Below are 19,089 nucleotides of genomic sequence, written 5' to 3' on the forward strand. Positions count from 1 at the left end.
CTTCTGGGTTCGGGTGTCGTTCGGTCCTGGTTCCGGTCGGGGGACGGGAACGGCGCGGCGCCGGCCGAAGCCTGCGCCGCGCCGTCGTCCCGCCCGCCGGTCACGCGTCCTGTACGCGCTGTCCTGCCGCTTTGGCGTCGTCCGCGACGTCGCCGGCGCGGTCGGTGGCCTCGGCCCTGACCGTCTCGACGGACTCCTGCGCGGTCTCCGTGACGGCCTCCACCGCCTCCTGGGCCGGCTGCTTGAGGTCGTTCGCGATCTCCTTGCCGACCTCCGCGGCCTCCTGCAGCATCGGCTGCGCGGCGTCCTTGGCCTTGGCGGCGAGTTCCTGCTCCTTGTCGCTGGCGGGGATCAGGGAGGCTGCCAGGAGGCCGACGCCGAAGGCGATCAGCCCGACCGCGACCGGGTTGCCCTCCGCCTTGGCGACCACGCGGCGGCCGGCGTCGGCCGTGGCGTCCTTCGCGTCGTCGAGGGCGTCGCCGGTCCGCGCGGCGACGGAGCGGTGCGTGTGCCCGTCGTAGTACTCGTCGTCGGAGCCCATGATGCGCTCGGTGAAGGAGTGGAACGCTCCCTTCACCTTGCGCTTCTGCCGATCGGCGATCTTGCTCGGGGTGACCTTGTCGGCCAGGGCGTCGACGTCGCCGCTCAGGTTGCGGCGGGTGTTCTCGATTTCGGCGCGGATCACGTCGGGGTCGTCGGTCATCGGTTCTCTCCGTTTCGTTTCAGAGTCTCGGGGAACTCTTTGACCGTCTCGACGGTCTGCGGCATCCCCTTCACCGCCTTGAGCTGGTTGCGGCCGATCAGGTACAGGATCAGCGCGATGACGGCCCAGATGATCGCCACGACCACCCCGGACCAGGCGTTGCCCATCAGGTAGCCCAGCGCCCACCAGAGCGCGATGGACAGGAAGAACACGGCCATCAGTGCGGCGTAGCCGGCGCCGCCGAGCAGCCCGGCGCCCTTCCCGGTGCGTGTCGCGGTCTCCCGGAGCTCTGCCTTGGCGAGCTCGACCTCCTGCCGGACGAGCGTGGACAGGTCACGACTGACCTCGGCGAGCAGGTCGCCCAGGGATTCGCGTTCCGCCCGCCGCTCCGAGGGAGTGGGCTGGTCGGTCACAGGGAGCCTCCAGGGCGGAGGCCGCCGGTGGTGTCGTCCGGCGCCGTGTGCGGCAGAGCGGTGGACGGCAGTGCGGTGGTGGGCGCGCCCGTGGTCGGCGCGCCGCTCGTGTGCGCTCCGGTGCCGCCCGCGTCGTCCCCGGACGCGAGCGCCCGGGTGAGGCGGCCGGCGAGCACGCCCGTAAGGGCGGCGGCGGCGATGAAGGTGCCGGGGCTGCGGCGGGCGTACGACTTGACCTCCCGCAGCAGCGAGCCCGGGTCGCGCTCGTCGAGCCAGCGCGCGACGGAGTGCGTGCGGTCGGCCGCCTGGCCGACGATGTCGCTGGCGACGCCCTGCTGCTGCGACGACGAGGCCATCTGCTGCAGTTCGTCGCCGATGTTCCGGAGGCCGTCGGCCACGCGCTGCTGCTGGATCGCGGCCTGCTCGCGCAGTTCCGCCTGGGTCTGGCGGTAGAGGTCCTTCGCGTGCGCCTTGGTCTCGTGCGCGACCTCCCGCGCCTCCTCCTTGGCGACGCTCGCGACGTCCGCGACCGCGTCTTTCGCCGAGTCGGCTACGCGTGCAGCTTCGTCCTTGGCGACGTCCGTCTTGCTCGTGTCGTCGGCCGGCCCGGCGATGGTGCCCGTGGTGGCCATGCTCTGCGCGGCGGGGCCGCGATAGGTCCCCGGCGTGCCGGCGGTCTGGCGTGTGCTGTCGAACACCGGCGTTCCGCCGAATTCGTCCTCCGAGTTCGTCATACTCGGCTCTCCTTTTCGCTCGTGGACTGTGGTGGCGTCCATACAGCCACGAGAGGACCGAGGGTGTCAGCGGATTGACACAGGGCCGCGAGCGGGGGATATGGAGGGGCGTCGCGGCTCCATATCCCCCAGGTGCGCCGGGGTCAGTCCCGTGCGACGGTCGCTTCCGGGTGGGGGTCGCCCGCGTCCGTCTCCTCCACGCGCATCTCGGGCGCCGGGCGGCGGAAGCCGCGTGTCAGCACGGCGAGGTAGATCACGCCGATGACCAGCCAGCCGATCCCGAGGTACAGCGCGATCGGCCCCAGCTGCGTCAGAAGGTACAGGTCGACCAGCGCGCCGAGGGCAGGGAGGACGGCGAACTTCGCGATCGACGGGCGCTCGCGGTTGCGGCGCAGCCGGACGAAGTGGACGATCACGCAGACGTTCACCATCGTGAAGGTGAGGAAGGCGCCGAAGTTGATGAACGACGTCGCGGTGTCGAGCGAGAGCCCGAGTCCGAACATCGCCACCGCCCCGATCAGGATCAGGTTCAGCAGCGGCGTCTGGAAACGCTCGCTGAGCCGGCCGAAGAACCGCCGGGGCAGCACGCCGTCGCGCCCCATCACATACATCAGGCGGCTCGTACTGGCCTGGATGGCCATCGCCGACGCGAAGCCGCCGACGATCACGACCAGGTTCACGATGTTCGCGAACACCGGGCCGCCGACGAGCACGGACATCGCATACGAGGCCGTGGACGGGTCCTTGAACTGGCCGCCCGGGTGCACCAGCTGCATCACGTAGGAGACGACCACGAAGATCACGCCGCCGATCACCACGGCGAGGAAGATGCCGCGAGGGATGTTGTGCTCCGGGTTCACGGTCTCCTCGCTCAGCGTGCTGATCGCGTCGAAACCGAGGAACGAGTACGCGGCGATCGCCGCGCCGGCCGACACCGCGGCGATCGTGCTGCCGGAGTTCCACAGCGGCGCGCTCAGCGACGCGACGTGGAGCCGGTCAGGTGACCGATGCAGAGGACGACGAAGGCGGCGATGCCCAGCCCGGTGAGCGTCATGAGCGTCTTGTTCACGCGGTCGGCGAGCACGATGCCGAGCCCGTTGACGACCGTGGTGACCACGATGTTGACGATGAGCCAGACCCAGACCGGCACGGACGGGAACTGGGCGTTGAGGTAGACGGACTGGATCAGCCACGCCACCATCGGCAGGAAGAAGTAGTCGAGCAGGATGGCCCAGCCGACCAGGAAGCCCACGTTCGCCCCGATCGTCTTGCGGGCATAGGTGTAGGCCGAACCCGACGCCGGGTAGAGCCGTGCCATGCCGCCGTAGCTCAGCGCGGTGAGCGACATCGCCGCCGCCGCGATGATGTACGACGTCGGGGAGGTGCCGTTGCTCGCGCCGGCGATCACGCCGAAGGTGAGCATGACGATGGCCGGCGACATGTACGCGACGCCGAACAGCACGATGGAGGAGAGGGACAGCTTGGCTGTCAGGTGGGGAGCCGAGCTCATGCGCCGACCTCCTCGAGGATCGCGGTGCACGGACTCCAGTGCGACGACGAGATGCGGCCGTCGTAGAGCGGGAGGGGGATCGAGGCGTTGTCGTCGGCGAACTGACTCCACGGCCGCGTCACGCCCGCGGTCCCGAAGCTGCGGACCATCCCGACCTCGTCGAGGTCGATGGTGTCGGTGAGCACGGTCGACTCGGAGCTCGACGACTCGACGCGGACGCGCCCCTGCGGGTCGGCGAGGAGGCTGCGGCCGAGACCGTCCGGGGAGGCGGCGTTCACGCTGGCGACGAAGACCTGGTTCACGATCGCGTTCGCTTTCGCGATCGTCACCTCCTGAGCTCGGTCGGCCGTGGGGGTGCGGACGACGTTGACGATGAGCTCGGCGCCCATCCAGGCGAGGTGGCGGCTACTCTCCGGGAACCACGCGTCGTAGCAGATCGAGAGCCCGATCCTGCCGTGGCCGGCCATGTCGAACACCACGAACTCGGAGCCGGAGGCGGCCTTCTCGTACGGACGCCACGGGAAGATCTTGCGGTAGGCCGCCACCCGGCGTCCCTCCGGGGAGTAGGCCGTCGCCGTGTTGTAGATCAGGCCGTCCGGGCCGCGCTCGTAGAAGCTGCCGGGGATCAGCCAGACGCCGAGGTCGCCGGCGACCTGCGCGAGCTCGCGGTCGAGGGGACCGTCGAGCGGCTGCGCCAGCGACTCCATGCGCTCGATCGGGTCGGTGGGGGTCTCCGCCCCGGCGTCGGCGAGGTGCAGCTCCGGGTAGACGAAGAGGTGCGCCTCCGGGTGCGAGCGGGTGAGCTGGTCGAGGTGGACAGCGAAGGCGTCCACGTCGTGGTGCGGGGCCGCCGGTGCTTGCACCAGTGCCAGTGAGAGGGGTCGGGTCATCGTTAACCGGATTCCGCTGGGCCCCGCGAGGGGGCGACGAATAAATTAAACGAAATTTATGTAATTAACTCCCCGATGTCAAGCGGGCGATCGACGGGAGGCGTGGTGTGCGACGATCGACGTATGGCCCGGCCGAAGGAACAGACCAAGCGACGAGACCAGCTCATCGCGGCCGCCTCCACGGCCGTGCTCCGGCACGGAGCCAGCGGTCTCCGCCTGGCGGACATCGCCGAGGAGGCGGGCCTCACCTCGGCGTCCGTCCTCTACTACTACCCCGATGTCCGTGAGCTCTACACCGCCGCCTTCGCTCAGGGCGGCGAGGAGTACATCGCGCAACGCGAAGCGCACGTGGAGGCCGCCGGCTCGCTCGAGGACAAGCTCGAGGCGTGCATCCGGTCGGGCATCCCGTGGCCGGGTCACGCCGAGGAGACGAGCCGGCTGCTCTACGAGCTCACCCCGATCGTGCTGCGCAACGACGCGGCTGCCGCGGAGCACGTGGCGCTGATCGCCCGGCAGGCCGCCCTCTACGAACGGGTGCTCCGCGACTGCGAGGCGTCGGGGCGCTTCCGGCTCCGGCAGCCCGCGGAGGTGCTGGCGCGGGGCTTCGTCGCGCTCGAGGAAGGCTTCGGAGTGGACGTCCTCGTCGGCGAGCTCGACCCGGCGACGGAGGAGGAGTGGCTGCTCGGCTATGCGGGCGTCATGATCGTGCCCGTCGGGTAGGACGGGCGTCGTCCCTCAGCCGCAGGTCACCGTGAGCCACACCCCGTAGACGCCGCCGACGCACATGATGCGCGTCGCTCAGGTGCCGTGCACCTGCTTCTGCGACAGCTCCCCCTGCACGCGTTCGCCTTCCACGCGCACCGTGCGGCGGGTGTCGATCGCGATGACCGCGCCGAGGACGGCCAGCGACAAGACGACCGAGGAGGTCGTGTCGCTGATCCAGTGGTACCCCAGGTAGAGCCTGCTGACCACCTGCAGCGCGATGCCGGCGATCGCCACCACGAGTGCGACGACCGTGAATCCTCTCCGCTGGACGCGACTGGCGACCAGGAAGGCGAGGATGAGGAGGAAGTCGGAGGTGCCGAGCACGTGCCCCGAGGGGAACGAGAACGTGTGATCGGGTCCGAACAGCATGAGTCCGATCGGCGGGCGGGGGTGCTGCACGATCGGGGCGAGGATCTCGGCGAGCCCGACCCCGACGAGCATGCCGGCCGCGAGCAGGATCGGTCGCCACGCGTGGCGCGCCGTCACGGCCCAGATCACCACCGTGACGAGCACGATGATGGGCATCGCGATGGGCCCGAAGACGATCGCCAGCACGATCATGAAGCCCGTCAGCTCGGGCGTGCGCTGGGCGTCGAACCACCGCTCGACCGGGAGGTCGAGGCGCTCGAAGCCCGTATGGGTCACCACGTTCACCAGCAGGATCAGGAACGCGGTGAGGCCGACCGCGATCAGCACTCCGGAGGTCACGTACAGCCTCCGGCGCGTCTCGGCGGGCAGATATCGCTCTTCCACGACGAACTTCTGGTGCAGGTCGCTCCACGTTCGCCGTCGGCTGCGAGGCGCCGTGCTCATGTTCTCGGTCACGGGGTTGGGCTCCTTCATCGATCCGACTGAGAACGGTAGGCGGGGAGCCGCGCGCATTCCAGGCCTTGCCCGGCGACCCGTTCCGTGCCTCGCACCGGCCGTCACACCTTCTCGCGCCCGGCGCAAGGGGGTTGTGCCCGGCGGATCAGCGACGACGTTGGTCTCATGGAGAAGACCCGGATCGCTGACGTCTGGGGCGCGCGAGCCCCGTGCGCACCAGGAACGGAATGGGCGGATCGCCTCGACCAGGCGCTGATCGGCGCATGATGACCGAGACGCCGACGACCGGGCTGGGCGCCTATCTCGACGCCGCGGCGCACTGCGGAGGCAGGGTCGCACCGCTGCTGGAGGTGCTGCGCGCCACGCCGCCGGCCGACCTGCTGCCGCTGCCGGGGTCGGGGCGGACGGCGGAGCGCTTCCGCGGTCTCGCCCGGGTCGCCGCGGTGGATGTGACCGCGGCCCGCGTGCTCGAACCGCATGTGGACGCGGTGGCGATCCTCGCGGAGGCGGACGTCCACGAACCCGGGCAGGGGACGACGTGGGGTGTGTTCGCAGCCGAGGCGCCCGACGCAGCGCTGTTCGCCGGTCCGGAACAGGAGCGCTGGGTGCTGAGCGGCCGCAAGCCCTGGTGCTCGCTGGCAGGGAGGCTCACCAGCGCGCTGGTCACGGCCACGACGCCGGAGGGCGGACGCCGGATGTTCGCCGTCTCGATGGGCGCGCCCGGCGTGACGGCCGAACCGGCGCAGTGGGTCGCACGCGGCCTCAGCGACGTCGTCAGCGGACCGATCGCCTTCGACCACACGCCCGCGCGTCCCGTCGGGAGCGAGGGCTGGTACCTGGACCGGCCGGGCTTCCGCTGGGGCGCGATCGGGGTCGCCTCGTGCTGGTGGGGCGGCTGCCTCCCCGTGGTGGACGCGCTGATCGCGCGCACGCGGAAGCGCCCGGACGACGCGATCCTGGCGGCGCGGACCGGCGAGCTCTACCGCCGCATCGACGGCGGACGGCTGGCTCTGGAGGACGCGGCGGCGCGGATCGACGAGGGCCGGGTCGCGGACGCGGCCGTCCTCGCGCACGCCGTCCGCGGCACCATCGCCGAGGCGGTCGTCGCGACCCTGGATGCCGCCCGCGACGTGCTCGGCCCGGCCGCACTGGCGTTCGACGAGGATCTCGCCCGCCGCTGCGCCGACCTCGAACTCTATGTGTCGCAGTACCACCGCGGGCGCGACGACGCCTCGCTCGCGGGCCACCTGGCGGGAGGTCAGCTCACGTGGTGACCTTCGACCCGCTCGTCACGACGACCCCGCCCGCCGCCTGGGAGGACCCGGCGCGCTGGGCGACCGTGCCCCGGCGCAGCCGGGAATGGCTCGCGGGCTTCACGCGCATCGTGGTCTTCTCCGCGCATCCCGACGACGAGACGCTCGGTGTGGGCGGCCTCCTGGTCTTGGCCGGCGAGCTCGGGATCGACATCTCGGTGATCGTCGCGACCAGCGAGCGCGACGAGCGCGTGGTCGAGCTGACCTCCGCCCTGTCCCACCTCGGGACGACCGCCGACCTGACGGTGCTCGGCCTGACGGACGGCGGTCTCAAACACGAAGCGGACCCCCTCCGCGACGGGATCGACCGGGCGCTGGCGTCTCGGCGCAGCGACACGACTCTGGTGCTGGCGCCGTGGCCGGGCGACCGGCACGGCGACCACCGCACGCTCGGCCGTGAGGTCGCCGCCGCGTGCGCGGTGCACGGCGACCGCCTCCTGCTGTACCCGATCTGGCTGTGGCAGTGGGGCTCTCCCGACGACCTGCCGTGGGACCGCGCGAGCGAGGTCGAGCTGACCTCCTCGGCCCGCGAGCGCAAGCGCGCGGCGCTCTCGGCGTTCGCCAGCCAACTGCACACCCCCGCGAACCCGGAGGCTGTGCTCACGGGCGACTTCGTCGAGCGGGCCGTGCACGGCCGGGAGGTGCTGTTCGAGCCGGAGGAGGGCGCGATCGGCGACCACTTCGAGGCGCTGCACCGGGTCAGCGCCGACCCGTGGTCGGTGCGGACGCGCTGGTACGAGCGGCGCAAGCGGGCGCTCACCTGCGCTGTGCTCCCGAAGGAGCGCTACGCGAGCGGGTTCGAGATCGGCTGCTCCAACGGGGAGATGTCGGCGCTGCTGGCCGGGCGGTGCGACGCACTGGTCTGCGTGGACAGCGCGCCGACCGCGGTGGCCCTCGCTGCCGAGCGGACCGCGGATGCCGCAGGCGTCCAGGTGCAGCGCATGCGCGTCCCGGGGAGTGGCCGGAGGGGTCGTTCGACCTCGTCGTCGTCTCCGAGGTCGCCTACTACCTCGCGGCCGACCAGTGGGCGGCGGCCGTCGACCGCATCGTCGGGTCGCTCGCCGAGGGCGGCCAGGTGGTGCTGTGCCACTGGATGGGGCAGGCCGACGACTTCGCGCAGTCCGGCTGGGACGCCCACGCCGCCTTCGCGAACCGCTCCGGGCTCCGCGTGCTGGTGCAGCATCACGACGAGGAGTTCCTGCTGGAGGTCTTCGGGTGACGGTCGACCACATCCTCGTCGCCGTGCCCGCCCGCGACGAGGAGGGCACGCTCGCTGACTGCCTGCGCTCCGTGGAGCGCGCCCGCGACGCTGTCGACGTCGCGTCGTCCGTCGTCGTGGTGCTGGACGCCTGCACGGACGGGTCGGCGGAGGTGGCTCACCGCTTCCCGGGCGTCCGCGTGATCGAGCGCGACTACGCCAACGTGGGCCGCAGCCGCCACGACGCCGTCCTCGCCGGGCTGGCCGCCGTCGACACGGCGCCGGAGCGGGTATGGATCGCGTTCACCGACGCCGACAGCTCCGTCCCCCGGTCGTGGTTGCGGGAGCATCTGCGCGCAGCGAGGGGCGCCGACGCGTATGTGGGCGCGGTCGTACCCCGGCTGGCGGAGCTGGACGAGGCGCGCAGGCGGGCGTGGGAGCGCAGCCACCCGCCCGGGGCGACCCTCGGCCACGTGCACGGCGCCAACCTCGGTGTGCGCGCGGACGCCTACCTGCGGGTGGGCGGGTTCCTGCCGCTCTTCGTCGGGGAGGACGTGGATCTGGTCTCCCGGCTGCGCGCGGCCGGCGGACCCGTCGCGGAGAGCGAGCGCCATCCCGTGACCACCTCCAGCAGGCTCACCGGCCGCGCGCCGGAAGGGTACGCGGAGTACCTGCGCGGGCTGGCCACCTGGTCGTCTGGTTGACACGGTTGACGTCGGGCGGAACAATTGGTTGACGTAGTTGACATGGATGGAGGAGCACGGATGAGCACCGTTTCTCCCGAGCGTCGGCCGGAGTTCCGCCGCGAGGACGAAGTGCATCGCGTCGACGAGATCTCGGATGCGGTTCGCCTTCGGCTGCTCGAACTGGTCGACCAAGGCGCGGAGCTCATTCAGCTCGGCGACGCGGATGACGTCGCCGCGCAGTTGGTCAGCCGGTTGCCGATTGCGAACCCGTGGCCGGAGATCGTCGGCCCGTGCTACACGAGCGGCTCGCTGCAGCGTGAGCTCGGGGTGAGCCGCGCCGCGCTGTCGAAGGCTGTCAGCGACGGGCGCCTGCTTCGTCTGATGACCTCGGATGGTCAATACGTGTATCCCGCTTTCCAGGTCGTCGACGGGGCCCTGGTGCGCGGGCTGCGCGAGGTGCTCGCGGTGCTCCGGCTCGGCGCTCAGGACGATCCGTGGACCTGGGCGCAGTGGCTGAACACGCCCGTGCCGGACCGGTCGGCCGTCGTCGCTGAGGGCGCGGAGCCGCCGAGGCGTCGGAACATCGAGCGACTCGCTGAGGGAGACATCGAAGGTATCGTCCGCGATGCCGAGATCGCGGCAGCGAGCTGGGCCGCATGACGGCGGTCCAGCGGCCGCCGGACCCCGCGCGTAGCTATCGAGCATTCCCGGAACGGCGACTCTACGCGACCTCAACGATCTTTCGCGCTCATACGCCCCGCCGAAGCGCCTGGTGGTTCGACAGCAGCGTGTACGGCCGGTTCAATCTGCGTGGTGACCGCGGCACCTGCTACGCCGCGACGAGGGTGGCCACCGCGGTGCGGGACGCGTGCGCGGTATCCGGGATCAGGGTAGCCGGGCCGCCATCACTCGGAGCGCTGACGATCGTCTGAGCAGTCGCGCTGCAGGCCTCCTCTGTCGCCCCACTACCCCGTCGCGACCGCGAGCCTCGAGCGCACCTTCAGCACGGTCTCGCCCGCCTCGCCGGTCTGCGGGATCGCGCCGAGCGCGAACTCCTGGATCGCGCCGGGCCGGAAGACCAGGCACTCGGTCGAGCCGCCGAACTGGAAGTAGCCCAGCTCGTCGCCTTTCGCCACGTGATGACCCGGCACGATATCGTCGCCGATCACGCAGGAGGACACCTCCACCATGCCCACCGGCACCACCGCCATCAGCCCGATCGCCGGGTTGTCCGCTTGGATGAGGATGATCGCACGGGCGGCGACATGCGCGAGGTAGCCCTGGGAGACGGTCGCCTCCACCGCCTCGGCGCCCTCCGAGTCCGCCTCGGAGAAGTAGGTGCCGGGCTGCACGAAGGCGCGGACGATGGTGCCCGCGACCGGGCTGTGCCAACGGTGGTAGTTCAGGGCGCTGAGGAAGCCCTGGTACACCGTCCCGCCCACGAACTCGTCGACGGACTCGTCGTTCGCGAGCATGTCCTGCAGCGAGTAGGGCTGGTTCTTGATCCAGAACTCGCTGTGCCGGGCGACGTCGCGGCTGATCCGGTACGGCGTGGACTCGCAGGCGCTCACCACCACCGCGTCGTCGTCGGGGGAGGCGACCGGCCGCGCGCCCTCCCTCAGCCGGCGGGTGAAGAAGTCGTTCCACGAGGTGAAGCCCCAGTGCTCGGCGTCGGGGTCGTGCTCGAACTGGTCGATGCCGACGACCTCGCGTGCTTTCTCGGACATCCAGCCCTGCGGCGAGTCGTTCAGCACGGAGAGCGAGTCCGGTCCGTTCAGGAACTCGGCCCAGGCGTCGAGGACCTTCTTCAGGATCGCGTTGACCCGAGGGTCGCGGTAGGCGGCCATCCCGGAGGTGGTGCCCATCGTCCAGTCGAGGATGCCCGTGAGCGGTGTGGTCACCATCGCGCCCTCACTGAACTCCGGGGCCGTGTCCAGCACGTCGTCGATCAGCCGCAGCAGCTGGTCGACGCTCTCGATGTGGCGCGCACTGTACTGGCGGGTCTTCGGGACCTCCTCGATCATCCGCGTCAGGTACATGCGGACGATCGCGTCCCTGTCGATGAGGTCGGCGAACTCCTGGATGACAGGATGCCGGTACGGCGCTGTGTCGTCCTCGCCGAGCCGGTCGATCCGGCCGTCCAGCCAGTCCTCCAGTTCGTCCTGGTCGTGCGGCAGCCAGCCGCCGCGGCGCTTGAGGTCTTCGGACTTCTGGGTCATGCCGCCCACCGTACGCTCACGTCGGCCGCTCACGTCAGCGCCAGGAGACCGAACCCCATCGCCGCGACGCCGAGCACGAGCCAGACGACGTAGTCTCCGACGTGGCCCGAGTGCGCACGCCGCAGCACCCGTGCGGGCGAGCGGAGGACGGCGTCCACCACCCGACGGACCCGCGTGCGCACGCCGTACAGCTCGAACGCCGCGACACCGATGGCGACGAGGAGGGTGAGCGCCGCCATCGCGAACGCCATCGGCGACCAGACCTCGATGGCGTGAGGCGCGCTCGCCGCGTACCCCGCACGCCCATCGAGCACGGTGCCGGCGTATCCCGCGCTGTCCAGGAAGCGCCCGGCCGCTACGACGGCGGAGGCCGGGAGCCCGGGCAGGAGGCCGAGCACCAGGGCGCAGACGACGAGTGCCGCGACCGGCGCCAGCATGCTCGACGGCGTGCGGTCGCCGTCGATGCGCACCTCGATCAGCTCCGTGTCCCCGCTCATCCCTTCCGCCTCGATCCCCTCGGGCACGTCGCCCATCCCGAGGAAGACGCGTCCGCCCGCGCGCAGCACGGCGGCTCCGGTCAGTGCGGAGGCCAGCAGGAGCGCGACCGGCACCCAGCCGAGCCCGGCGTCGTCGGACGCGCTGTCGGCCATCGACTTGCCGACCGCGGTGGCGAACGGGGGCAGCCCGGCCAGTGCCAGCGCGGCCAGCCCGTAGAGGATCCCGACGAATCGGAGCGGCCGTGCCCGGCCGTGCAGGGTGATCTCGTCCACGCTGCCGTAGCGGTTGAGCAGGATGCCCGCGAGCAGGAACAGCGCCCCCTTCACCGCCGCGTGCCCGAGCAGGTAGACGATCAGCGCGCCTCCCGCGTCCCGGCCGCCGACGCCGAGGATGAGGAAGAACATCCCGACGTGCGCGATGGTCGAGAACGCGAGCAGCCGTTTGAGGTGCCGCTGCAGGAGGCACATCACCGCGCCCACCGCGGCCGTCAGCGCCCCGAGCGCCAGGAGGAACGGCTGCACGGCGTGCGCGCCGAGCGGAGCGGCGAAGGCCACCGTCAGAACGCGGGCGACCCCGTACAGGCCGAGCTCGACCATGACGCCGGAGAACAGCACGCACACCGGGGTCGGTGCGACGGCGTGGGCGTCATCCAGCCAGAAGTGGAAGGGGACGACGGCCGACTTGACGAGGAACCCGGTGCAGATGAGCACGAAGCCGAGGACCACGATCGGGCCGTGCTGGTGCGCGAGCGTGCGGGAGAGCTCCGCGAGGTTGAGCTGGCCGGTGTGCGCGTAGATCGTGCCGACGCCGATCAGCGAGACGTAGGCGGCCAGCGAGTTGACGATCCCGAAGTTGATCGCGCCCTGCACCGCGGACGGGTCCTCGATCTTCATACCGGCCAGCGCGTAGGCGGCGACGCTCATCAGCTCGAAGAAGACGAACATGGTGAAGACGTCGCCGGCGAGGACGAAGCCGGTCATCCCGCCGAGGAAGAACAGCAGGAGCCCGTGGAACTGGGTGCGGGAGCCCTCGAAGTACCGCCACGAGAAGACGACGGCCGCGATCACGAGCGCGGCGGCGAGCAGCGCGAGCCCGGCGGCGACCTGGTCGGAGACCAGCGCGATGCCGACGCTCACGCCGTGGGTCGGGGTCCAGCCGCCCAGCCACTCCGCGATCCGCGCGCGTCCGCTGCCCGCGAGCAGCACGGCGTCCAGGACGAGGGAGGCCCCGGCGCCGAGCAGCGACAGCAGCTCGATGAGCCGCCACGGCAGCCAGCGGCCGACGGCCAGCACGACGCAGCCGAACGCGATCGGCACGACGATGAGCAGCGGAAGCAGGCTCGCGAGAGCCGAGGTCGTGACCACGTCAGCCCTCGAGATTCGAGAGCTCGTCGGGGGCGACCGTGCGGCGGCGCTTGGCGATCTGCACGACGAGTGCGAGCAGCATCGACGTCACTGCCGCCGAGACCACCACGTCCGTCAGGGTCAGCGCCTGGACGACCGGATCGACCACCGGGGTGTGCCGCCCGACGCCGGACCCGAAGATCGGCGCGAGCCCGCCGTACTGGTAGCCGGCCGCGATCAGGAACACGTAGGTGCCCGACTGCGCCACCGACAGGCACACCACGGTGTGCACGAGGTCGCGGCTGCGGGCGATGCCGACGATGCCGAGCAGCACGATCGCGCCGGCGACGAGGTAGGGGAAGAGGCTCACGCGGCGGCTCCTCGCTCGGGGGCGTCGTCGGACGGCGCCGGGTCCTTCTCGCGGATCACGAGCGCCTGGTCGAGGAAGTGCGCCAGGAGCAGGATGACGCTGCTCACGACTGCCATCCCCACTGCGACGCTCAGCAGCGGGACGGTGCCGGAGGAGACGAGGTCGGCCAGCGCGCCCTGCGGGATGACGTTGGCGAGGAACGATCCGCCGAGCGCGAGCCCTGCGAGGCCGATGGCGGCGTAGAGCAGCAGCCCGGCCGACTCCACCGGCGGGAACAGGTCGAGCGGCCGGAAGCGCTCCAGCAGCGGGAAGCGGCCGCCGACGTAGAGCAGGTGAAGACCGGTCGCGAGCACCACGCCGCCCTGGAAGCCGCCTCCCGGGGTCACCGCTCCGTGGGTGACGACATCCACCCCGATTAGCAGCGTGAGCGGGAGGAAGATGTAGACGAGCACGCGCGTCGAGTCGAGCACGCGGCCGCGGTCGTCCGGCTTCACCCGCTCCTCCTCGTGCCCGGCGCGCAGCAGCACGGCGACTCCCGCGATGGAGGCGACGAGGATGCTCTCCTCGCCGAACGTGTCGAAGCCGCGCTGGTCGAAGTTCACGGACGAGATGACGTTCGCGGTCGAGTGCGCGTAGGCCGCCGTCACGGCCAGGTCGCGGTAGGGATGCCAGGTGCCGCCGAACGGCGGGAGCGGCAGCCAGGCCAGGACGAAGAACGCGGCCAGGCCGAGCAGGCCCACCCACAGCAGGGTCATCCGCACGCGCCGGGTCATGGGTCCTCCCGCTTGCGCCGCTTGGACTGCGCCACCTTCCGCACGGCCAGCAGCACCATGAGCGGCGTCACCGCGGTGCCGACCGTGAGCTGGCTGAGTGCGACGTCGGGCGCCTGGAGCACCATGAAGAAGACGGTGAGAAGGAGGCCGTAGATGCCGAGCACGACCGCCTGACGGCCCGGGTCGTCGGTGAAGACCACGACGGCGGCGCCTCCCAGCACGGCGACGAGCGCGATCACGATGAGGACCGTCATTCGGGCGACCTCCCGACCTCGATGCCCGCGTCCGCCGCGAGCGCACGGGCGACAGCGGCGGTGAGCACCGGGCTGCCCGCGGCGACCACGACGGCGATCACGACGATGGTCGCGGTCCCGAGAGTGAAGCCGGTGGGGAGCGCGGCACCGAGGCAGAACAGCGGGACTGCGACGGTGGTGATCGGCGCGAGGAAGTGCAGCCGGGTCAGCGGGCGGCGGGCGACCAGTGCGCCGATCGCGCAGAACACGACGACGGCGAGCGCCAGGAGCACGAGGACCCAGGTGAGCACGGCGATCACGAGCGTTGCCCCAGAGGACCGTCGCCGTCACTGTCGCCGTCCGCGGCTCGCTCGTCCGCGATCCGCTGACTGCGCTGGCGGATCAACCGGGTGAACACGAGCGTGCCCGTCGTCAGGAGCACGGCGAGCGTCAGCGGCACGATCAGGTACGACGTCTGCCCGTCCCCCACGGCGACGGCCACCAGGATCATCACGGTGGTCACCCCGGCGAGCTGGAGGCCGACCAGCCGCCCCACCGCCTCGCCGCGGGCGGCCAGCACGAGCCCGACCAGCGGGCCGGCCACGATGAGCACGCCGATCGCGACCTCCCAGACCAAGCTCACGACGACACCCGCTTCTCCAGCGACGGGGGCCGCCGACCACCCGGTGCAGCAGGAACGTGCCGTCGTCCTGGGCGTCCACGACGCAGGATCCCGGAGTGGCCGAGACGGCGACGATCGCGCCCGCGCGATGCCAGACCGCCCCCGGTGCGTCGCCGGCCGGGACGTGCCTGCGCACGAGCGCGTCCTCCTCGGCCGGGTCGTGGGCGCCCAGCGCGATCCAGGCGAAGAGGCGTCCCAGGTCCGCGACCGCGGCGACCGGCACGAGGAGCGCCCAGCGCAGCCACGCGGCGGAGGGGCGGAACCGCAGCCCCATCGCGCGCCGGGCCACGACGGCGAAGACGCCCAGCACGGCGGAGGCGCAGGCGGCGACGATGGTCTCCGCCAGGGTGACCGCCGACACGGTCGCCATCCAGAACAGCATCCCCACGACGAACCAGCACGCGGCCTCGACAAACGCTCCCATCATCCTCCGTCCCGGCGGGGCGACCCCGGACGGCGACGCCTCGACGGCGACGCCTCGACCGGCGACGCCTCGACCGGCGACGCCTCGACCGGCGACGACAGTACGCGCGACCGCGCGAGGGCGGAAGGCGGTCGCCGGCCGGGGCTCGCAGCCCACCGTGCTGACCGAGAGCGTCCAGAGGGATCTCGGGAAGTAGGGAAACCATCCCACCCCCAGCTGGAGGAGGAGGACCCGACCTCGGCCGACCTCCTCCATCAGATCTTCGTCAGGCGGGACGTCTAGCGGTCGTCCGCCCCGCCGCCCGAGGCGGTGTCCGCGCCGTCGTCCGGATCCTCGGTGCCGGTGCCGGTGCCGTCGGGGAGGTCGTCGGGGTCGGGGTGGTGTGTGTCGCGATCGGTCATCGTTCTCGTCCCTCCTGTCGTTCGTGCTGTCGTCTTGGCACCGTACGCTCGAGCCGGGGAGAGGGCGAGCCTGCGCGGTGTTGACGCCGCCCGCGGGTACGGTCCCTGATGTGACCCTCAGCCCTGCCGACGTTGCTCTCGCCGACGAACAGGATACCGATCGGTCGCGTGCCGCCTTTCCGTGGTGGGGGTGGCTGCTCGCCGTGGTCCTCATCGTCGCCGCCTCGGTGCTCGGTGTCCGGCTGGCGCCGCCGGGCAGTGAAGTCGCGATCTGGTGGCCCGCCGCGGGCCTCTCGGTGCTGTTCGTCCTGCTCGTGCGCGGCCGGAGGGAGCGGGCGGCGGCGTTGGGCGCGATCTTCGTGGCGACGGCTCTTGCGAACGCCGTGGCCGGGCGACCGGTGCTGGTCTCGTGCGCCTTCGGACTGGCGAACACCGTCGAAGTGCTGGTGGTCGTCCTGATCCTGGCCCGTCTGGGAGGCCAGGGCTTCCGATTGCGCGATCTCGACTCCGCGCTGAAGTTCACGGTCGCCGTGCTCGCCGGTGCGATCGCGATCGGAGTGCTGGCCGCGGCGGCGGTCGCCGTCTTCCAGGGCGGCAGCTTCGTCGCCACAGCCGCGTTCGTCGCCGCGTCGCACGCGGCGGCCGTGTTCATGATCGCCCCGTTCGGGCTGCTCCCGCCTCGCGTCCCGGTGCGCGCGAGCGTCGTGGAGATGGTGGCCCAGGGCGTCGCGCTGGCGGCCGTGATCGTCGTGGTCTTCCACCCGTCCACGACCCTGCCGCTCGCGTTCCTGCCGTACCCGGTGCTCTCGTGGGCGGCCTTCCGGTTCCCCATCCGCGTCGTGGTCACCGAGACGCTTCTGGCGTCGATGGCGATCCTCGCGCTGACGATCGCCGGCGGCGGTCCGTTCAACGACGCCGCCTTGAGCTTCACGCGACGGGCCGCGCTCGCGGAGACCTTCCTGGTCACTTTCGCCGGTTTCGCGATCGTTCTGACGGCCGCCCAGTACGAGCTGCGAGCCGCCACCCGGCAGCTTCTCGCCACCTCCCGGCTCCTCTCCGGCAGCCTCGTCGAGGCGTCCGTGGGGCTCCTGATCGGGGAACGGTCCAGAGCCGGCGAGCTGCGCGTGATCTGGAACAACCCCACCGCCGGCGCTCTGCTCCCTCCGCGGAGCGGCCGGCGATGGGAGGGGAGCTCGCCGAGGCCGCCCGGTCTGCGCTCGCGGATGGGACAGCGGTCACGGTGGCCGGGGAGTCGCGCACGCTCACCGTGGCGGCGAACGGCATCCCGGACGAGCCCGACCGATTCGCCGTACAGCTCGTCGACGTGACCGGCACACTGCGGATGCAGGCGGCGACGCTCGCCGCAGAACGCGAGCAGGAGGCGGCGCGCACCACCCGGATCGACCTGGAGCGGCAGCGCGAGGACTTCGTCGCGACGACGAGCCACGAGCTGCGCACCCCGATCACCAGCATCGTCGGGTTCTGCGAACTGCTCGCCGGCTCGGACGCGCTCGGAGACCAGGAGAAGGCCTGGGTCGACGTGATCGACCGGAACGCGGTCCGGCTGGCCTCCCTCGTCGAGGACCTCCTGACCCTGGGCGAGCCGGCGGGAAAGCGGTCCGGCTCCGCGGTCGAAACGGATGTGGACGCTCAGATCGGCGAGGTGATGAGGGCGTCCAGCGTGATCGCCGCGAAGAAGCACATCGAGCTGTCGACGGCGGGCCGCGCCGGCGTCGCCCGGGCGGAACCCGGAGACGTGGGCCGCATCCTGACCAACCTGATCGCCAACGCCGTCAAGTTCACGCCGGAGGGCGGCAGTGTGACGGTCACGTCGTCCGCCGACGACGCGACGATCACCGTGGTCGTCGCCGACACCGGACCGGGCATGAGCGAGGAGACCCTCGCACACGCCTTCGACCGGTTCTACCGCGCGCCCGGCATGCAACGGGACGCCGTCCCGGGGACAGGGCTCGGACTCGCGATCGTCGCGGAGCTGGTCGAGCGCAACGAAGGCTCCGTCCGTCTCGCCTCCCCCGCCACCGGCGGCACCCGGGCGACGATCGAGCTGCCGAGGAGCGTGCCGCCGACGCGGTGAAGCTCAGCGGGCCGGCGTCGCCATCCTCATCCTTCGCCCGGGGACGGTGATCGTGGTCGAACGCAGACGACTGTGCCGCGGGCGCCGGCAAAAGGGCAAGGCCCTCTCGCTCAAGCGTCTGCGCCCAGTGGTCTAGCATTGTGCTGAACGACAGGGGAGCGCCTTCAGGGCGCTGAGAGTGCGGCATGCCGCTGACCCTCGGAACCTGCTCCGGTTAGCACCGGCGAAGGGAGTCGAAATTCTCACGTCCGCAGCGTGCGACCACTGGTGTCGTCCGTGCGGTGCGCTCCTGCTGTCGCCATCGTCCACGATGCGGGAAAAGGAGAGCTCACCACGATGAGCAACACGACGACGACGACCTCGGGCAAGGCAGCGCGCCCCTCCGGGAGCTACGTGCTGGCGCGCAGACCGCTCGCGCGGTGGCGGGCCATCGACCTGATCAGCGCGGCCATGATCGCCGTGGCGTTCGGGGTGGTGTTCTGGGCATTCGACACGTTCGTCTACCCGGGCGTCACGCTGGTCACCGCCGGGTTCCCGCCCGCGGGTGAACTGGCGCTGGGCGTCTGGCTGGTCCCGGCGGTGCTCGGTGCGCTCGTCGTCCGCCGACCCGGCGCGGCGGTCCTCACCGAGCTTGTCGCCGCGAACGTCGAACTGCTGATGGGCAATCAGTGGGGCGTCGGCGTCCTCCTCTCCGGTTTCCTGCAGGGCGTCGGCGTGGAGATCGTCTTCGCCATCCTGCTCTGGCGGTCGTTCGGCCTGGTCGCTGCGATCGGGGGCGGGATGCTCTCCGCGGCGCTGGAGATCGTCTGCTACGAGTGGTGGGCGTACGTGCCGGCCTACTCCTGGACGTGGAAGCTGGTCTACCTGGCGGCGGGGATCCTCTCCGGCGGTGCGATCGCCGGCGTCGGGGGCTGGGCGCTCACCCGCGCGCTCGCGCGATCCGGCGCATTGAACGCGTTCCCCGCGGGGCAGGAGCACCTCGAGCGTCGCGCACGGGAGGCGTGAGCCATCGCG

General features: G+C 71.4%; 24 protein-coding genes and 1 riboswitch. Of the genes, 9 read left to right on the forward strand and 15 right to left on the reverse strand.

What is annotated here, in order from left to right; all coding sequences use genetic code 11:
• Nucleotides 1-100: 100 nt before the first annotated feature.
• The 6 genes from ACR5MH_RS16515 to ACR5MH_RS16540 form a co-directional block, all read right to left on the reverse strand.
• Complete coding sequence (locus ACR5MH_RS16515) at nucleotides 101-703, reverse strand: DUF3618 domain-containing protein (RefSeq protein WP_431348178.1); 603 nt, start codon at nucleotides 701-703, stop codon at nucleotides 101-103.
• Complete coding sequence (locus ACR5MH_RS16520; protein WP_431348179.1) at nucleotides 700-1,116, reverse strand: phage holin family protein; 417 nt, start codon at nucleotides 1,114-1,116, stop codon at nucleotides 700-702. Before ACR5MH_RS16520 ends, ACR5MH_RS16515 begins: the two co-directional genes overlap by 4 nt.
• Nucleotides 1,113-1,850 (reverse strand): hypothetical protein, encoded by a 738-nt coding sequence (locus ACR5MH_RS16525; RefSeq protein WP_431348180.1) that lies wholly within the window; start codon nucleotides 1,848-1,850, stop codon nucleotides 1,113-1,115. The genes ACR5MH_RS16520 and ACR5MH_RS16525 overlap by 4 nt, the downstream gene beginning before the upstream one ends.
• A gap of 143 nt (nucleotides 1,851-1,993) precedes the next feature.
• The gene (locus ACR5MH_RS16530) at nucleotides 1,994-2,785 is read right to left on the reverse strand and encodes an APC family permease (RefSeq protein WP_433861957.1); all 792 of its coding nucleotides are present in this window, start codon (nucleotides 2,783-2,785) and stop codon (nucleotides 1,994-1,996) included.
• 38 nt (nucleotides 2,786-2,823) lie between these two features.
• Nucleotides 2,824-3,360 carry an APC family permease gene (locus ACR5MH_RS16535; protein WP_433861958.1) on the reverse strand — a complete coding sequence of 179 codons (537 nt, stop codon included), beginning with the start codon at nucleotides 3,358-3,360 and terminating at the stop codon, nucleotides 2,824-2,826.
• Nucleotides 3,357-4,250 (reverse strand): carbon-nitrogen hydrolase family protein, encoded by an 894-nt coding sequence (locus ACR5MH_RS16540; RefSeq protein WP_431348182.1) that lies wholly within the window; start codon nucleotides 4,248-4,250, stop codon nucleotides 3,357-3,359. The genes ACR5MH_RS16535 and ACR5MH_RS16540 overlap by 4 nt, the downstream gene beginning before the upstream one ends.
• Nucleotides 4,251-4,373: 123 nt before the next feature.
• Between ACR5MH_RS16540 and ACR5MH_RS16545 the strand changes: the two genes are divergently transcribed.
• On the forward strand, nucleotides 4,374-4,970 hold the full coding sequence (locus ACR5MH_RS16545; RefSeq protein ID WP_431348183.1) for a TetR/AcrR family transcriptional regulator: 597 nt from the start codon (nucleotides 4,374-4,376) through the stop codon (nucleotides 4,968-4,970).
• Between the two features lie 78 nt (nucleotides 4,971-5,048).
• Here ACR5MH_RS16545 and ACR5MH_RS16550 read toward each other — a convergent pair whose 3' ends face one another.
• Complete coding sequence (locus ACR5MH_RS16550) at nucleotides 5,049-5,840, reverse strand: phosphatase PAP2 family protein (protein ID WP_433861959.1); 792 nt, start codon at nucleotides 5,838-5,840, stop codon at nucleotides 5,049-5,051.
• Between the two features lie 263 nt (nucleotides 5,841-6,103).
• Between ACR5MH_RS16550 and ACR5MH_RS16555 the strand changes: the two genes are divergently transcribed.
• The 4 genes from ACR5MH_RS16555 to ACR5MH_RS16570 all read left to right on the forward strand — a co-directional run bounded on the left by ACR5MH_RS16555 (nucleotide 6,104) and on the right by ACR5MH_RS16570 (nucleotide 9,697).
• Entirely contained in the window at nucleotides 6,104-7,114 is a 1,011-nt protein-coding gene (locus ACR5MH_RS16555) for an acyl-CoA dehydrogenase family protein (protein ID WP_431348185.1), read from the forward strand.
• Entirely contained in the window at nucleotides 7,108-8,430 is a 1,323-nt protein-coding gene (locus ACR5MH_RS16560) for a PIG-L family deacetylase (RefSeq protein ID WP_431348186.1), read from the forward strand. Before ACR5MH_RS16555 ends, ACR5MH_RS16560 begins: the two co-directional genes overlap by 7 nt.
• The gene (locus tag ACR5MH_RS16565; RefSeq protein WP_431348187.1) at nucleotides 8,369-9,055 is read left to right on the forward strand and encodes a glycosyltransferase; all 687 of its coding nucleotides are present in this window, start codon (nucleotides 8,369-8,371) and stop codon (nucleotides 9,053-9,055) included. Before ACR5MH_RS16560 ends, ACR5MH_RS16565 begins: the two co-directional genes overlap by 62 nt.
• Before the next feature lie 111 nt (nucleotides 9,056-9,166).
• On the forward strand, nucleotides 9,167-9,697 hold the full coding sequence (locus tag ACR5MH_RS16570; RefSeq protein WP_433861960.1) for a hypothetical protein: 531 nt from the start codon (nucleotides 9,167-9,169) through the stop codon (nucleotides 9,695-9,697).
• 305 nt (nucleotides 9,698-10,002) lie between these two features.
• Here ACR5MH_RS16570 and ACR5MH_RS16575 read toward each other — a convergent pair whose 3' ends face one another.
• From ACR5MH_RS16575 to ACR5MH_RS16605, 7 genes are read right to left on the reverse strand one after another with little or no spacing between them, the layout of a single operon-like run.
• Nucleotides 10,003-11,256, reverse strand: coding sequence for a phosphatidylserine decarboxylase family protein (locus ACR5MH_RS16575; protein ID WP_433861961.1), 1,254 nt, complete (start codon nucleotides 11,254-11,256; stop codon nucleotides 10,003-10,005).
• Nucleotides 11,257-11,285: 29 nt separating this feature from the next.
• Nucleotides 11,286-13,118 carry a complex I subunit 5 family protein gene (locus ACR5MH_RS16580; RefSeq protein ID WP_431348191.1) on the reverse strand — a complete coding sequence of 611 codons (1,833 nt, stop codon included), beginning with the start codon at nucleotides 13,116-13,118 and terminating at the stop codon, nucleotides 11,286-11,288.
• Between the two features lies 1 nt (nucleotide 13,119).
• On the reverse strand, nucleotides 13,120-13,467 hold the full coding sequence (locus ACR5MH_RS16585; RefSeq protein WP_431348192.1) for a sodium:proton antiporter: 348 nt from the start codon (nucleotides 13,465-13,467) through the stop codon (nucleotides 13,120-13,122).
• The gene (locus ACR5MH_RS16590; protein WP_431348193.1) at nucleotides 13,464-14,240 is read right to left on the reverse strand and encodes an MnhB domain-containing protein; all 777 of its coding nucleotides are present in this window, start codon (nucleotides 14,238-14,240) and stop codon (nucleotides 13,464-13,466) included. Before ACR5MH_RS16590 ends, ACR5MH_RS16585 begins: the two co-directional genes overlap by 4 nt.
• A complete protein-coding gene (locus ACR5MH_RS16595; protein ID WP_431348194.1) occupies nucleotides 14,237-14,494 on the reverse strand; it encodes a Na(+)/H(+) antiporter subunit B in 258 nt (85 codons plus the stop codon). Before ACR5MH_RS16595 ends, ACR5MH_RS16590 begins: the two co-directional genes overlap by 4 nt.
• Nucleotides 14,491-14,793, reverse strand: coding sequence for a monovalent cation/H(+) antiporter subunit G (locus ACR5MH_RS16600; RefSeq protein WP_433861962.1), 303 nt, complete (start codon nucleotides 14,791-14,793; stop codon nucleotides 14,491-14,493). Before ACR5MH_RS16600 ends, ACR5MH_RS16595 begins: the two co-directional genes overlap by 4 nt.
• Nucleotides 14,790-15,116: a monovalent cation/H+ antiporter complex subunit F gene (locus ACR5MH_RS16605; protein ID WP_431348196.1), complete on the reverse strand. Its 327-nt coding sequence runs from the start codon at nucleotides 15,114-15,116 to the stop codon at nucleotides 14,790-14,792. The genes ACR5MH_RS16600 and ACR5MH_RS16605 overlap by 4 nt, the downstream gene beginning before the upstream one ends.
• Nucleotides 15,117-15,211: 95 nt before the next feature.
• Here ACR5MH_RS16605 and ACR5MH_RS16610 point away from each other — a divergent pair, with 95 nt between their 5' ends.
• The gene (locus ACR5MH_RS16610; RefSeq protein ID WP_431348197.1) at nucleotides 15,212-15,775 is read left to right on the forward strand and encodes a hypothetical protein; all 564 of its coding nucleotides are present in this window, start codon (nucleotides 15,212-15,214) and stop codon (nucleotides 15,773-15,775) included.
• 82 nt (nucleotides 15,776-15,857) lie between these two features.
• Here the strand turns inward: ACR5MH_RS16610 and ACR5MH_RS16615 are convergent, their stop codons facing one another.
• Complete coding sequence (locus tag ACR5MH_RS16615) at nucleotides 15,858-15,980, reverse strand: hypothetical protein (RefSeq protein ID WP_431348198.1); 123 nt, start codon at nucleotides 15,978-15,980, stop codon at nucleotides 15,858-15,860.
• Nucleotides 15,981-16,090: 110 nt separating this feature from the next.
• Between ACR5MH_RS16615 and ACR5MH_RS16620 the strand changes: the two genes are divergently transcribed.
• The 3 genes from ACR5MH_RS16620 (at nucleotide 16,091) to ACR5MH_RS16630 (ending at nucleotide 19,080) form a co-directional block, all read left to right on the forward strand.
• Complete coding sequence (locus ACR5MH_RS16620; protein ID WP_431348199.1) at nucleotides 16,091-17,308, forward strand: MASE1 domain-containing protein; 1,218 nt, start codon at nucleotides 16,091-16,093, stop codon at nucleotides 17,306-17,308.
• The gene (locus ACR5MH_RS16625) at nucleotides 17,221-18,075 is read left to right on the forward strand and encodes a sensor histidine kinase (RefSeq protein ID WP_433861963.1); all 855 of its coding nucleotides are present in this window, start codon (nucleotides 17,221-17,223) and stop codon (nucleotides 18,073-18,075) included. The genes ACR5MH_RS16620 and ACR5MH_RS16625 overlap by 88 nt, the downstream gene beginning before the upstream one ends.
• A gap of 142 nt (nucleotides 18,076-18,217) precedes the next feature.
• Nucleotides 18,218-18,324: riboswitch (TPP riboswitch) on the forward strand.
• Nucleotides 18,325-18,411: 87 nt separating this feature from the next.
• A complete protein-coding gene (locus ACR5MH_RS16630) occupies nucleotides 18,412-19,080 on the forward strand; it encodes an ECF transporter S component (RefSeq protein ID WP_431348202.1) in 669 nt (222 codons plus the stop codon).
• Nucleotides 19,081-19,089 lie beyond the last annotated feature (9 nt).

Source organism: Streptomyces sp. L7 (genome assembly GCF_050990935.1).
GTDB lineage: Bacteria > Actinomycetota > Actinomycetes > Actinomycetales > Microbacteriaceae > Leifsonia.

What these genes read in the sequence shown, in the direction of transcription:
- ACR5MH_RS16515 (WP_431348178.1), bottom strand. Translation starts at nt 703, where the DNA reads ATGACCGACGACCCCGACGTGATCCGCGCCGAAATCGAGAACACCCGC.
- ACR5MH_RS16525 (WP_431348180.1), bottom strand. Translation starts at nt 1,850, where the DNA reads ATGACGAACTCGGAGGACGAATTCGGCGGAACGCCGGTGTTCGACAGC.
- ACR5MH_RS16535 (WP_433861958.1), bottom strand. Translation starts at nt 3,360, where the DNA reads ATGAGCTCGGCTCCCCACCTGACAGCCAAGCTGTCCCTCTCCTCCATC.
- ACR5MH_RS16540 (WP_431348182.1), bottom strand. Translation starts at nt 4,250, where the DNA reads ATGACCCGACCCCTCTCACTGGCACTGGTGCAAGCACCGGCGGCCCCG.
- ACR5MH_RS16545 (WP_431348183.1), top strand. Translation starts at nt 4,374, where the DNA reads ATGGCCCGGCCGAAGGAACAGACCAAGCGACGAGACCAGCTCATCGCG.
- ACR5MH_RS16555 (WP_431348185.1), top strand. Translation starts at nt 6,104, where the DNA reads ATGATGACCGAGACGCCGACGACCGGGCTGGGCGCCTATCTCGACGCC.
- ACR5MH_RS16575 (WP_433861961.1), bottom strand. Translation starts at nt 11,256, where the DNA reads ATGACCCAGAAGTCCGAAGACCTCAAGCGCCGCGGCGGCTGGCTGCCG.
- ACR5MH_RS16590 (WP_431348193.1), bottom strand. Translation starts at nt 14,240, where the DNA reads ATGACCCGGCGCGTGCGGATGACCCTGCTGTGGGTGGGCCTGCTCGGC.
- ACR5MH_RS16595 (WP_431348194.1), bottom strand. Translation starts at nt 14,494, where the DNA reads ATGACGGTCCTCATCGTGATCGCGCTCGTCGCCGTGCTGGGAGGCGCC.
- ACR5MH_RS16615 (WP_431348198.1), bottom strand. Translation starts at nt 15,980, where the DNA reads ATGACCGATCGCGACACACACCACCCCGACCCCGACGACCTCCCCGAC.
- ACR5MH_RS16630 (WP_431348202.1), top strand. Translation starts at nt 18,412, where the DNA reads ATGAGCAACACGACGACGACGACCTCGGGCAAGGCAGCGCGCCCCTCC.